At 43.2% G+C, this 12,658-nt stretch carries 14 protein-coding genes; all 14 read right to left on the bottom strand.

The window, feature by feature from the left end; translation table 11 throughout:
- The 14 genes from AC1F2U_RS07120 to AC1F2U_RS07055 all read right to left on the bottom strand — a co-directional run bounded on the left by AC1F2U_RS07120 (position 1) and on the right by AC1F2U_RS07055 (position 12,373).
- Entirely contained in the window at positions 1-633 is a 633-nt protein-coding gene (locus tag AC1F2U_RS07120; protein ID WP_194045566.1) for an ABC transporter permease, read from the bottom strand.
- A complete protein-coding gene (locus tag AC1F2U_RS07115; RefSeq protein WP_480260468.1) occupies positions 630-1,388 on the bottom strand; it encodes an ATP-binding cassette domain-containing protein in 759 nt (252 codons plus the stop codon). The genes AC1F2U_RS07120 and AC1F2U_RS07115 overlap by 4 nt, the downstream gene beginning before the upstream one ends.
- A gap of 77 nt (positions 1,389-1,465) precedes the next feature.
- Positions 1,466-2,404: an ABC transporter permease gene (locus tag AC1F2U_RS07110; protein ID WP_480260467.1), complete on the bottom strand. Its 939-nt coding sequence runs from the start codon at positions 2,402-2,404 to the stop codon at positions 1,466-1,468.
- Positions 2,405-2,552: 148 nt separating this feature from the next.
- Positions 2,553-3,617, bottom strand: coding sequence for an ABC transporter permease (locus AC1F2U_RS07105; RefSeq protein WP_480260634.1), 1,065 nt, complete (start codon positions 3,615-3,617; stop codon positions 2,553-2,555).
- A gap of 98 nt (positions 3,618-3,715) precedes the next feature.
- On the bottom strand, positions 3,716-4,000 hold the full coding sequence (locus AC1F2U_RS07100; RefSeq protein ID WP_480260466.1) for a type II toxin-antitoxin system RelE/ParE family toxin: 285 nt from the start codon (positions 3,998-4,000) through the stop codon (positions 3,716-3,718).
- Entirely contained in the window at positions 3,997-4,218 is a 222-nt protein-coding gene (locus tag AC1F2U_RS07095; RefSeq protein ID WP_480260465.1) for a hypothetical protein, read from the bottom strand. The genes AC1F2U_RS07100 and AC1F2U_RS07095 overlap by 4 nt, the downstream gene beginning before the upstream one ends.
- Positions 4,219-4,303: 85 nt before the next feature.
- The gene (locus AC1F2U_RS07090; RefSeq protein WP_480260464.1) at positions 4,304-5,770 is read right to left on the bottom strand and encodes an ABC transporter ATP-binding protein; all 1,467 of its coding nucleotides are present in this window, start codon (positions 5,768-5,770) and stop codon (positions 4,304-4,306) included.
- Between the two features lie 217 nt (positions 5,771-5,987).
- Entirely contained in the window at positions 5,988-7,043 is a 1,056-nt protein-coding gene (locus AC1F2U_RS07085) for a BMP family protein (protein WP_480260463.1), read from the bottom strand.
- 161 nt (positions 7,044-7,204) lie between these two features.
- Positions 7,205-7,600, bottom strand: a complete 396-nt coding sequence (locus tag AC1F2U_RS07080; protein ID WP_480260462.1) for a hypothetical protein — start codon at positions 7,598-7,600, stop codon at positions 7,205-7,207.
- 142 nt (positions 7,601-7,742) lie between these two features.
- Positions 7,743-7,964, bottom strand: coding sequence for a hypothetical protein (locus AC1F2U_RS07075; protein ID WP_480260461.1), 222 nt, complete (start codon positions 7,962-7,964; stop codon positions 7,743-7,745).
- 159 nt (positions 7,965-8,123) lie between these two features.
- Positions 8,124-8,510: a type II toxin-antitoxin system VapC family toxin gene (locus AC1F2U_RS07070; protein WP_480260460.1), complete on the bottom strand. Its 387-nt coding sequence runs from the start codon at positions 8,508-8,510 to the stop codon at positions 8,124-8,126.
- A 2-nt stretch (positions 8,511-8,512) separates the two neighbouring features.
- Positions 8,513-8,761: a type II toxin-antitoxin system Phd/YefM family antitoxin gene (locus AC1F2U_RS07065; protein WP_292740764.1), complete on the bottom strand. Its 249-nt coding sequence runs from the start codon at positions 8,759-8,761 to the stop codon at positions 8,513-8,515.
- Positions 8,762-8,856: 95 nt separating this feature from the next.
- Positions 8,857-9,093 carry a hypothetical protein gene (locus tag AC1F2U_RS07060; protein WP_480260459.1) on the bottom strand — a complete coding sequence of 79 codons (237 nt, stop codon included), beginning with the start codon at positions 9,091-9,093 and terminating at the stop codon, positions 8,857-8,859.
- Entirely contained in the window at positions 9,071-12,373 is a 3,303-nt protein-coding gene (locus AC1F2U_RS07055) for an NB-ARC domain-containing protein (protein WP_480260458.1), read from the bottom strand. The genes AC1F2U_RS07060 and AC1F2U_RS07055 overlap by 23 nt, the downstream gene beginning before the upstream one ends.
- Positions 12,374-12,658 lie beyond the last annotated feature (285 nt).

The raw sequence follows: 12,658 nt of genomic DNA, 5'->3' as shown, positions 1-12,658 counted from the left end.
TTAACTTTTAATTTTTAATTTATTCTCCATCAAGCCAATTGCGAAGTCAGCCAATAATGCAATTGCCGCCGCCGGAACTGCACCAGCTAAAATTAACTGATTGTTCACTACTGATATGCCGCGAAAAATAAACACTCCTAAACCACCTGCACCAATTGCGGCTGCAATAGTTGCAATACCAATGGCAATGACTGTTGCTACTCGTACTCCTGCCAAAATGACTCCCAGTGCTAAGGGAATCTCAACTTGTAATAATAATTGTCTATCTGTCATTCCCATGCCTCTCCCAGCTTCTCGAATCGCTGGATCTACGCCAGTAATACCTGTGTAAGTGTTACGAATTATCGGCAGCAGGGAATATACAGTCAGAGCAACAATTGCTGGTACTGCGCCAATTCCGCCAATTATGGGAACAGGAATGAGTAAGCCAAACAGCGCCAAACTGGGAATAGTTTGAAAAATATTTGCTATGCCGAGAATTGGTTGGCGGAGATAGGTTTTACGTGTAATTAAAATACCTAGTGGAATGCCTACAAGGATGGCAATTCCAATGGCAATGCCTACTAAAAATAGATGTTCTAGAGTATGCTGAAGAATTTCTGGGGCATACTTAACCAGGAAGAAATTTTTCATAAAGTATCTTGCAGGGAACGCAGACATTGAAGAAAGGCGAGACTTTCTGGGTGTTGCGATCGCATAAATTCATCTTTCGTCCCCAATACTACCAATTCTCCGCCAGACATTAAACCAATTCTTGATGCCAAAACCAAAGCTTCTTGAATATCGTGGGTGACAAACACAACAGTTTTACCTAACTCTTGCTGCAAATGTCGAAACTCTTGTTGCAGTTCTAGCCGCGTAATTGGATCGAGTGCGCCAAAGGGTTCATCCATCAGCAACACTGGCGGATCTGCTGCTAAAGCCCTGGCTACCCCGACTCTTTGCCTTTGTCCTCCCGAAAGTTCGTGCGGGTAACGCCCAGCGAATTGTGCTGGTTCTAAGCCTACCAATTGCAACAGTTCATAAACCCGCATTTTAATTTGTTTTGGTTGCCAGCCTTCTAAAGACGGAACTAAACCCACATTGCGTTCAACTGTGAAATGAGGAAATAAACCAATTTCTTGAATAACGTAACCAATTTTTCGCCGCAGTTTAATTTCATCCCATTCAGTTGTGGGAATGCCATCAAATAAAACTTCGCCTTGTGTAGGTGTAAATAGGCGATTAATTAACTTCATTGTTGTAGTTTTGCCGCTACCACTGCGCCCAAGTAATACCAGCGCTTCTCCTTGGCGGATGGTGAAATTGAGATTTGACACCATTGGGCGATGGTTGCGGCTAAAAGTGACATCGCGGAATTCGACGGCAGTTTGGTTATTTTGCGGCATGAGTAGCTTTTGGTGGACGCTAGCTATTGTAGTGCTGATTTTGCTAGCTTGCTAACGCCCATTTGCTTTTCCTAAAATTAATCTGAGTGGCGATTTTCTCCAAAGTAGGGAGTACCTAAAGCTTTCGGGGGTGTAGATTTCCCCACCAATCCTATTAATGCTAATAAAGCGATCGCATAAGGTAGCATTACTAAAAATTGGTAAGGTATATTTGCCCCTAATGCCTGAATTCGCAGTTGTAAAGCTTCTGTAGCCCCAAACAGCAAACAAGCCAAAGCACTACCTACAGGATGCCATCTGCCAAAAATTAATGCTGCGATCGCAATAAATCCTTTACCAGCACTCATCCCTTCGGCAAAAAATCTTACTTGTACCAGAGTTAAATAAGCACCTCCTAAACTCGCAAGAGTGCCACTAATCACCACTGCGATATAACGAACAAATGGTACGGAAATTCCAGCCGTTTCAGCAGCTTTCGGAGATTCACCCACTGCCCGCAATGTCAATCCAAAGCTAGTTTTAAATAAAATGTATGTAGTTAAAATAACTAAAATAAATAGTAAATATACTAAAAAATCTTGTTGAAATAGTAGCGGCCCGATCAGGGGAATATTAGCTAAACCAGGAATCATAATTGCCCCGATTCCAGGTAACTGCTGCGTACTACTGCCACTAAACACTAACCGTGCCAAAAATGATGTTAATCCAGATGCAACAAGATTAATTGCTAGCCCAGATACCAATTGATCGACACGCAAAGTTACACATAGAAAAGCATGGAGTAGTCCGACTAATCCCCCAGAAATCAAGGACGCGAGGATACCAAGCCAGGGATTACCAGTGTAGAAAGTAGCGGCAGCACTAGTAAAAGCACCCGTAAGCAACATTCCTTCTAAGGCGATATTTAACACTCCCGATCGTTCCGAGTACAATCCTCCAAGGGCTGCAAATGCTAGGGGGACGGCTAGACGTAAAGTAGCTACCAAGTAATCAGAGAAGAAGTTGAGATTATTCATAGAGTTATACCATTGTAGAGACGCGATTCATCGCGTCTTTACCCAAGGATATGTTGCAATCATTAATTGAATTGGTATGATTTTTAAACGCAAAGGTTCGCGGAGGGAAGCGCAAAGTATCGCAGAGTTTTCTTTGTGTTCCTCTGCGTTAAACCTTCGCGTCCCTTTGCGTTTTTACTCTTATTTCTCTTTCCAGCGCGAAACCGATCGCAATAAATAACACCATAAACCCCTGAATCGCGTAAACTACAGTTACCGGGACACCTGCACTACGCTGCATCACATTTGCACCACTGCGAAGGGCTGCAAAAAACAAAGAAGTTAAGACTACACCGACAACACTACCACGACTTAAAAAAGCGATCGCAATGGCATCAAATCCATAACCTGGGGAAACTTGTTCAAATAGCCGATATTTCAACCCCATCACCTCACAACTCCCAGCTAACCCAGCTAACCCACCCGCACAAGCCATCACCAGCATAATGGTACGTTCAACAGATATGTGGGCATAACGGGCAGCAATCGGGTTAAATCCCACTGCTGTAATTTGATAACCTAGAGGCGATCGCACTAACAATACCCATAAAATACCTGCGGCAATTAAACCGAATAAAATCCCAGCATGGGCGAGGCTTTGGGGTAAGATAATCGGCAAACGCGATGTTTTGGCAATTAATGGCGAATAAGGACTAGGCGCACCTGTTGCCATTAATGGATTTTGGACGAGGTAGCTAACTAAATTCACTGCAATATAGTTGAGCAACAAGGTAGTAATTACCTCATTCACTCCACGCATGGCTTTGAGATAACCAGGAATCCAACCCCAAACTGCACCAAAGAAAAATCCTGCTAAAAGTGCTAAGGGGATATGAATCACCGCTGGTAATCCTTGCACATATAACCCAATTAAAGTACTTCCCAACGCACCCAGATAAATTTGTCCTTCTCCACCGATATTAAATTGCCCAGCCCGCAACGCTACTAATACGCCTAAACTGGTGAATAATAGCGGTGTCATTTTGGTGAGGGTGTTACCAAATCCAAAGTAGGTAGAGAGAGATTCTTGAAATAGAATGCTGTATGCAGTGATGGGATTTGCCCCAGCAATCAGCATGAGGATAGCACCAACAATGAGGGCAGAGGCGATTGCAATCAGCGGTGATAGTATGGGCAGCAATCTAGGATGAATCCGATTAATTAGTGTCAGCACGAGCCTAACCCAATAGAACGCTTGCACTGAAGCATAACTGGGAACATAGAAAATTGCATTTTGAAACTTTCCTAAAGCGATCGCCTTCTCTACATTTCTCAATAAACCTCATCATGAGTGCCAATATCGATTAGCACGATCGTATCTTCAGCCTCATCAGGATTGGGCTGAAACGTGTAGATAATACGGCAATCATACTCTACCCAACAAGCCCATAAACCCTCTAAATCACCTTTTAACTTATGTGATTTTAAAGTAGGTGTAAATGGATCGGTTACAAGTAATTCCAAAACTTCAAAAATTGCTTCTTCTAAGCGAGGATTTTTACGAATAAGTCGTTTAAAAGCACGCTTAAAGCTACTATCCCAAACAAGAACTCTCATCCTTCACTTAGCAAATCAGCCCGCAGATCCTCGATATTACCATGCTTGGCTGTACCTGTTCTAATTGCTTTCAGGGTTTGTGCAGCATTTGCCGCAATTTCTTTACGCCGTTGTTCAATGCGTCTTTTAGAAATTAGTTCGAGTAGTAAATCTTGCTCTTCGGTTGACAGAGCCTCTACATATTCAATGACTGTCTGAAAAGATAGAGAGTTGCTCATCAGCAATATTGATATCTTTGAACAATTAGGCACTTTCTCATTTTATTGCATTTCTCGATCGCAATGGGCACAAAATAATTCGTAATTAATTAATTCCCCCAGCCATCAACAAACCAATTTCTTCCACCTTCGCCGTGGCTGCATCCAAAATCGCCACAAACTCACCTCTGTAGATTACGGCAATGCGATCGCTCATTGCCATCACTTCTTCTAACTCAGTAGAAATATACAAAATTGCCGCACCGCGATCGCGTTCTGTTAAGATTCGAGACTGGACGGCTATTGTCGCCCCGACATCTAACCCCCTTGTAGGTTGCATAGCGATAATTAAAGCTGGTGTTTGCGCCAGTTCTCGCGCTAACACCACTTTTTGTTGATTTCCTCCCGAAAGCTGACTTACCAAGATATCTTTCCCTGATGCTCGAATGTCAAACTCTTGCATTGCAGCTTGGGCACGATTTGCGATCGCTTCTGGTTGTAACAAAAAACGGTGACAAAATGGCAGATATTTAAAAGCTTTTAAAATCAAATTTTGGGCGATGCTAAATTGCAACACCAATCCCATTGTCTGCCTATCTTCTGGAATATAGCCTACTGAGGAATGCTTGGGCGTAAACTCAATTTTACCATGCTTAATAGTCCGCACAAAAGCGATGGCATCAGCTAATTCTCGCTGTCCATTGCCATCGACACCAGCAATTCCTAAAATTTCTCCCGCCCGCAGTTCAAAAGATACATTATTTACAGCCAGAATATTTCTTTTATCAGCAACTTGCAAATTTTGCACCGATAGGATGATTTCTCCTGGCAATGTCGGACTTTTATTTAACTGTAAAGCTACTTCCCGTCCTACCATTAATGTTGCTAACTGTTGAGGTGTCGCCGCTTTAGTTGATGTTGTTGCTACTACCTTTCCCTGGCGCAAAACTGTGACTGAATCACAGAGATTCATTACCTCTTCTAATTTATGACTGATAAAAATGATTGTGTTACCTGCGGCTGCCAATTGGCGCAAGATAGTAATTAATGATTCTACTTCTGGCGGTGTCAAAACTGCTGTAGGTTCATCAAGAATCAACAACTTTGCTCGACGGTAGAGAACTTTGAGAATTTCTACCCGTTGTTGTGCGCCAACAGATAAATTTTCAACTTTGGCAGTGGGGTCAATTTCTAATCCATAAGCTTGGGATAAGGTGGCGATTTCTTGCTGTTTATCTTCTAGATTTAGCCGCCAAGTTTTCTCCATCCCTAAGATGATATTTTCTGTGACAGTAAGTTTCGGTACAAGCATGAAGTGTTGGTAAATCATGCCAATCCCTAATTTAATTGCCTCATTTTGTGAAGTGATTTTTATTGGTTGTTCTTGAAGATAAATCTCACCAGCATCAGGTTGATAGAGTCCACTAATAATATTCATTAAAGTGCTCTTGCCTGCGCCATTTTCGCCTAGTATTGCATGGATCGTTCCAGATGCAACAGAGAGATTGATATTGTCGTTAGCGGTAAAAGACCCAAAGCGTTTGGTAATATTGTTTAAGCGTAAATAGTTCATATTCACAAAACTCATAGCTCGTAGTGAGCACTATAGTATACCTCTTGCAAAAATCCCTAACCCCTCGCCTTGCCCCCATTGTAGAGACGCGATTCATCGCGTCTAAAATACCGGCCCATTAGACAGACGCGGTAAATCGTCGCGCATTAGACAGACGCGATAAATCGCCGTCTCTACAAAGACAATTATTCCTGTTTTTTAATCTAGTCTGCTAAAGCTATGTTGTCGTTTTCTTCAAGCAACGCGTATCCTTACCAGCCTCTTTACAGTCTTCAAAAACAATTTTCTTATTAACAATTTCTTGGTTTGCATTCAATACCTTTTGCTTAACTGCTTCCGGTATGATTGCTCCGAATTTACCTAAAAATAAGATATCTGTTCTTTCTAACCCAATTGTATATATTTGCCCTTTAATTTGTTTTTGTTTAGCTAATTCTCCTATATAAGCTATGGCTAAATCTAAGCGTTTGACAGGGCTGGTTAAGACAGCTTTTGGTGCAACATCTAATTGATCCTTGGTGTTACCAAAAGCATATACTCCTTTTTCACCTGCTGTTTGTAAAACTGCGGCTGAAGCATTATCTAACCATTGATAGATGACATCAGCCCCGGAAGAAATTAATGCCAGAGTCGCTTCCTTCGCTTTTGAAACATCATTCCAATCACCTGTAAAAGTAGAAGTAATTTGGATATTTGGTTTAACAGACTTTGCTCCTAATTCAAATCCCCGTAGTTCTCCCTCGGTAGCGGGAAACTTCTCTCCAGCAATATAAGCTAATTTATTAGATTTAGTCACAGAAGCACCGATAATGCCACACAAATAACTAGCTTGTAGGTGATCTATTCGTAAAGAAGCAATATTCTCACCCTTGAGATTACCATTTACTCCCACAAAAAATGTGTTGGGGAACTGTGAGGCGACTTGTTCAATTGCGGCATCAAATTGTCCGCCATGCGCGAAGATGAGATTGTAGCCTTTACGAGCAAAATCTGTTAATACTTCTGTTTGATCTGCTTGTGCTACTTTTTCGACATAGGCGGTTTCTGCACCTAGCTTTTGTTTTGCTAGATTGATTCCTTCATAACCAGATTGATTCCAGCCTTTATCGGTAATCGTGCCAGGGAGAGCGATCGCTATTTTAAACCCTTCAGCACCACCGGTTGTTGTAGCTGTTGGTGTCGTCTGATTGCTGCAAGCTTGCAGCAGTAAACTAGTACTAAACCCTGCTGAACCGAGCAAGATAAATTCACGCCGACTAAAGTTTGTTGTCATACCTCGCCTTCAGATAGCTTTTTGAGTTATTTCAACACTCTAAAGTCGGAGGTGGTACTTTGGAAACAATTTTTCCCGGATTTATTAAAGACGCGATAAATCGCCGTCTCTACAAGAATCAGTCTTTTGTAGAGACGGCGATTCATCGCGTCTATTGCATTTTATGCAGTTTTAGCATTTTCATCAGATGCTTGTTCTGCAACATTTTTCAAGCGGCTCGATCTGATTTTGCGGATGCGATCGCTATAGCGAACACCACCCGCCATTTCATATTCGCGGCTGTCTTTGCCGTACTTGATACCAACTACCATCAGCATCTTCTCAGAAAGCTGACTCAAGTTTTTTTCCATCTCTTCAATTTCAGTTTTAGAAGAGTCAACTACAGACAGAGCAGTATTATAAACATCAATTTTGTTGCGTAATTGGTCGATTGACTCAACTAATTTTTCTAGACTATAATCTTCATCAAATTTGATGCTTGGAACAATCGATTTCAGTCCAGCCGATCTTAACTGAGCTTTTTCTAAAACACGGGATGTACGTTTTTTACGAGACATAAAACTACTCCTTTAAAATTCTTATAGAGCTAGCTTGCCTCAATTAAACTGCATTCTGGTTCAGCAAAACTCGCAGTTTTTGTAATAAATTTTTCAAGTTATAGCAGTAAAATTTCGGAATTTTATTACTAGATATTGGTATTTATATAGATAATTGTCTAAGCTTCATCAAAACTTTAAGGGACACTGCTCCCACAAGTTGCGAAGCTGCTTCCACAAGTTCTGTAGCTGCTCCCACAAGTTCTGTAGCTGCTCCCGTAAGTTCTGTAGCTGCTCCCACAAGTTCTGTAGCTGCTCCCGTAAGTTCTGTAGCTGCTCCCATAAGTTTTGTAGCTGCTCCCGTAAGTTGCGAAGCTGCTTCCATAAGTTTTGTAGCTGCTCCCGTAAGTTGCGAAGCTGCTCCCGTAAGTTGGGGAGTACGTAGGCAAAAAGCTTGTAAACGATCGCTTTATTCTGTAAGAAAGAGTGATATAAGCGATGCCTACGGCGGTAAACTACGCAGTTTGTAGAAGGGCGATCGCCATTACCATATAGTTTGAACAAGATATTGTGTAATTTGCCGATCAATTGTCACAATTGGCAAATTCTCTACTTGGCTTTGAGCAATCAAAATCCGATCAAATGGATCTCGGTGGATATTTGGTAAACTAGCAACTTGCAAAACATGGCTCATTTGAATAGATAAACTTTCAAAGCGATTGATTGCCAGACGAGTTGGAATATATTGTTCTACAGGTTCAGGTAAAGTCAGTTTCCCTAATTTATTTTTGATGACAATTTCCCATGCACTTACCACGCTCAAAAATAGGATGTTACCTGAATCAGCAATTACGTTACGAGCATTGGCAGATAATTGAGGATCATTTGTTACCCACCAAATGAATGCATGGGTATCCAGTAAAGCTCTCATTACTAAACGAGGTTAGAATTTTCAAAATCACTCAATATTTCTTCTGGTAAAGGCTCGTTGAAATCTGGTGCAATAAACACTTTACCTTTATCTAAGCCTGGAATGCGAGGAGAACTGGTATTTGTAAGAGCAACTAGACGTGCAACTGGAATCCCCTGTTCAGCAATCACGACTTCTTCACCGAGCAATACCTGACTCAGAAGTTCGCTAAATTTGGCAGTTGCTTGGGCAACGTTGACAGTAATAGTCATCTGCCTTGGTAATTAATTCCTAATATTCTTTACGATAACACTAGATGAGTGGGCGATCGCGATCGCAGTTTAGCAAATCCAATTGCTGCGCCGCATCACTGGCGATCGCTCATCAAGAGTCTAGACAATTTCTGTGATGATTTTATGACTAATTGCGATCGCTCACTCATGGACACCAAAGAGAGTTTGTAAATTCGATACCTGATTGATGGTTGAGTAGCTGTAAAAGGCGATCGCACTTCGTTTAAAACTATAAATACTGCATATCTATGTCTCCGTGTCTCCCCGTCCCCGTATCCCCGTGTCTCTTTACCGCCACCATCGCCCCACATCTACAATTGCACGGGCAATTTCTGCTGTTGCTGCTTCACCACCTAATGCAAAGATAACTGGAAATAATGCTTGAATATCTTGCAGCAAATTATGCCGAATGCGAAGGGATAGCTGATGAAGTGTATCTTGCCAAAAAGGAAAAAGTTCGGCAGCTGGCATTTGTGACAAACAGGAAGCTAAGGCACTCAAGGCATCGGCACGAGAATCCTCATCCTGAATCGCCCTGGCAGCAGCAAGGGCTTCTGGCCAAACTTCTGGCAGTTTCTCAGCTAAGGCTCTCAAGGCATTGGCACGAGAATGCTCATCCTGAATCGTCCTGGCAGCAGCAAGGGTTTCTGGCAATAACTCTGGTGGCAGTTTCTCAGCTAAGGCATTCAAGGCTTTGGCACGAGAATGCTCATCCTGAATCGCCCTGGCAGCAGCAAGGGCTTCTGGCAATAACTCTGGTGGCAGTTTCTGGGCTAAGGCACTCAAGGCTTTGGCACGAGAATGCTCATCCTGAATCGCCCTGGCAGCAGCAAGGGCTTCTGGCAACAACTCTGGTGACAGTTTCTGGGCTAAGGCACTCAAGGCATCGGCACGATAATCCTCATCCTGAATCGCCCTGGCAGCAGCAAGGGCTTCTGGCAAAACTTCTGGCAGTTTCTGGGCTAAGGCACTCAAGGCATTGGCACGAAAATCCTCATCCTGAATCGCCCTGGCAGCAGCAAGGGCTTCTGGCAAAACTTCTGGCAGTTTCTCAGCTAAGGCACTTAAGGCATTGGCACGAGAATGCTCATCCTGAATCGCCCTGGCAGCAGCAAGGGCTTCTGGCAATAACTCCGGTGGCGGTTTCTCAGCTAAGGCTCTCAAGGCTTCGGCACGAAAATCCTCATCCTGAATCGCCCTGACAGCAGCAAGGGCTTCTGGCAACAACTCTGGTGGCAGTTTGTCAGCGAAGGCTCTCAAGGCTTCGGCACGAAAATCCTCATCCTGAATCGCCCTGACAGCAGCAAGGGCTTCTGGCAACAACTCTGGTGGCAGTTTGTCAGCTAAGGCACTCAAGGGTTCGGCACGATATCTCTCATCCTGAATTGCCCTGGCAGCAGCAAGGGCTTCTGGCAATATGTCTGGCATTTTGTCAGCTAAGGCACTCAAGGCATTGGCACGATAATGCTCCTTCTGAATCGCCCTGGCAGCAGCAAGGGCTTTTTGCAGTGCTAATTTTTGAAGATTTGGTGGCAAATAATTGACTAGTTTTGTCAGCGAGTCGATTTTATTTTCTAGTTGTGGTTTTTGCAGGGCATAAGCTAGTCCTTGTTCGGGAGTCCACATCTTGTTTTTGACCAACGCTACCAGCAGATTTGCTGGTAGATTATCTGCCAAACTATTCATCGATGCAGTAATCAAAGCATAACGCCACTGCAAGCTTAGTGTTGATTCAGTCCGATTCGCTTCTGCTAGTTCCCAGGCACGAGAAATATCTGTGATGTAACCGCCAGTTTGTGCCAATTTCTCCCGCACTTCATACCAGCCATTGCTTCCAGTTCCCGACTCTTCCCGCAATAACTGGTGAATCTCTTCTAACTGTCCAGCCTTTTCCAAATGCCAAACTAAATACTGATGAATGTAACCATCATCGAGTAAAGTATGCCATAAACCATTCTGGGTTTTCTGCCGATACTTCTTTAAAAAAGCAGCGTGAACATCAGCAAGGTTTAAACCCAACCCAGCCAAATCTCCTCGGCGCTTTGGCTCAGAGGGAGCAGTTAACAAATTACAAGCTAAATCGTGGAATAAGTCATGTAAGCGATAGGTAGGCATACCATCAGCAAGCGGTACTCCTGTTAATAGCAATGCTTTATTCCGTAAATATTGCAACATCTTGGCAGCATCACGCTTATCCATCTGCCACAGCGTTGCCGCCATCATCTTATTAATGTTGACATCCTCCGGCAACACCCCTAACCAAGAGAAATGCTGCTGCTTTTCTGGTGGCATTCTCTTGACACTCAAATTTAATGATGCCGTTAAACTCAGGCGTTTTAAACTAGCCTCATCAGTAATTTCTTCGGCTTCCGGTCGGTCAAAACTTGTTAATCTGGCTACTTCTTGCTGAATATCCGCCAACAGTTCATTCCAAGTCGTACCACAGGCAACTTCGGCGGCTGCAAGTTCCAATGCTAGAGGAAGATAACCAACACCTTTGGCTAAATTTTCTGCTGAGTGACGTTCTGTGCCTGTAATCTCGCGTCTTAATTTCTTGGTCAGCAATTCCATTGCCTGGTCTGGTTTCATTATATCCAGACTGTAGATGTTGGCTGCTAAGGCATCGGCAATGTGACCTTCACGAGTAGTTACTAAAACTTGACAACGCGCCCCACCAAAATTAAATGCTTGTGCATCTTCGGTATTCCAAGCATCATCCACCACCAGCAACACAGCTTTGTCATAAAGCAGAGTCCGCAAATGCGAGGAAGTTGCTTCTACACTTGTAGGTTTAAAGCTATAGTCTCCTAATGCTTGCACCCAGCCACTAAGTAAAGAAAGGACATTGGGTTGTTGACCTAATGTTGCCCAAAGAATGCCATCACAAAAACGAGATTGTATTTCTGGATTATGGGCTAAAGCCGCAGCTAAAGTAGATTTGCCCACGGAACCCAAACCGTGAATCGCAGTAATTACTAAAGTGCGACTATCAGACGATGAACCATTTAAAAGACGAGTCTTTAAATCATCGCTGTACTCTGGGCGTTCTACAAAGTATGTGGGTAAAGGTGGGGCTTGAAATATACTTGTGTTACCTAACCCCCTAACCCCCTTCCCTACAAGGGAATGGGGAAAATTCAAAGCCTCTCTCTCTGTGGGGGAGAGGTTTGGAGAGGGGTTATTTAATTTAGATTTCTCTGGTCTACTACTTTCCCAAGCCTCATCAAACCGTTTTAAGTTCCTTTCCCTATCTCTTGACCATAGCTTGAGTGTAAAGTGCCATTCCTCAACACCCTTGGTTTGCAGACGGTTATCTTCCAGAATCTTCAAAAAATCCTTCAGCAAATTCAGCGCTTCTCGAATTTGCGCTTTAGTTAACTTGCCAGAATATTTGTCTTTTTGCGTCAGCAACTCCAACGTGACTAACGTAGTCTGCACAGTCAGCTTGGGGTTAGCGCTGTCTGCTTCTTTCCAGTCGGACTCAATTTTAAAGTTACCATCCTCAAATTCCCCATCGACAAAACAAAGTAACGCCTCTAGCAGACGCTTGACTCGCTTTTGAATCTGAGGCCCATAGGTAGTTCGTGGCATTACATCCAAAAAATTGAGTAAGAAGTTTGGGGCTACCCCAGATTGAAACTACCACCCCAAACTCATGTAATCCAGATTCTAAGGCATTTTCAGCGACATTGGGGTATTTGCTTAGGGACACAACCCCAAAGAGAAGCTTTATCTATTAACTCTCAATACGGTTCGGTTAACGTTTTCATATTTTAAAGATCCCCCCAACCCCCCTTTTTAAGGGGGGCTTCTAAACCTCTTATACCCCCTTTTGAAGGGGGTCGCCGCAGGCGGGGGGATCTTAACCGAACCGTA

Source organism: Nostoc sp. LEGE 12454, assembly GCF_056620565.1.
The sequence above is the reverse complement of the archived record's forward strand: the minus strand, read 5'-3'. Positions and strand labels throughout refer to the sequence as shown.

What these genes read in the sequence shown, in the direction of transcription:
- AC1F2U_RS07060 (WP_480260459.1), bottom strand. Translation starts at nt 9,093, where the DNA reads ATGTGGGGCGATGGTGGCGGTAAAGAGACACGGGGATACGGGGACGGG.
- AC1F2U_RS07075 (WP_480260461.1), bottom strand. Translation starts at nt 7,964, where the DNA reads ATGGAAGCAGCTTCGCAACTTACGGGAGCAGCTACAAAACTTATGGGA.
- AC1F2U_RS07115 (WP_480260468.1), bottom strand. Translation starts at nt 1,388, where the DNA reads ATGCCGCAAAATAACCAAACTGCCGTCGAATTCCGCGATGTCACTTTT.
- AC1F2U_RS07110 (WP_480260467.1), bottom strand. Translation starts at nt 2,404, where the DNA reads ATGAATAATCTCAACTTCTTCTCTGATTACTTGGTAGCTACTTTACGT.
- AC1F2U_RS07080 (WP_480260462.1), bottom strand. Translation starts at nt 7,600, where the DNA reads ATGTCTCGTAAAAAACGTACATCCCGTGTTTTAGAAAAAGCTCAGTTA.
- AC1F2U_RS07100 (WP_480260466.1), bottom strand. Translation starts at nt 4,000, where the DNA reads ATGAGAGTTCTTGTTTGGGATAGTAGCTTTAAGCGTGCTTTTAAACGA.
- AC1F2U_RS07120 (WP_194045566.1), bottom strand. Translation starts at nt 633, where the DNA reads ATGAAAAATTTCTTCCTGGTTAAGTATGCCCCAGAAATTCTTCAGCAT.
- AC1F2U_RS07090 (WP_480260464.1), bottom strand. Translation starts at nt 5,770, where the DNA reads ATGAACTATTTACGCTTAAACAATATTACCAAACGCTTTGGGTCTTTT.
- AC1F2U_RS07085 (WP_480260463.1), bottom strand. Translation starts at nt 7,043, where the DNA reads ATGACAACAAACTTTAGTCGGCGTGAATTTATCTTGCTCGGTTCAGCA.
- AC1F2U_RS07070 (WP_480260460.1), bottom strand. Translation starts at nt 8,510, where the DNA reads ATGAGAGCTTTACTGGATACCCATGCATTCATTTGGTGGGTAACAAAT.
- AC1F2U_RS07065 (WP_292740764.1), bottom strand. Translation starts at nt 8,761, where the DNA reads ATGACTATTACTGTCAACGTTGCCCAAGCAACTGCCAAATTTAGCGAA.
- AC1F2U_RS07055 (WP_480260458.1), bottom strand. Translation starts at nt 12,373, where the DNA reads ATGCCACGAACTACCTATGGGCCTCAGATTCAAAAGCGAGTCAAGCGT.
- AC1F2U_RS07095 (WP_480260465.1), bottom strand. Translation starts at nt 4,218, where the DNA reads ATGAGCAACTCTCTATCTTTTCAGACAGTCATTGAATATGTAGAGGCT.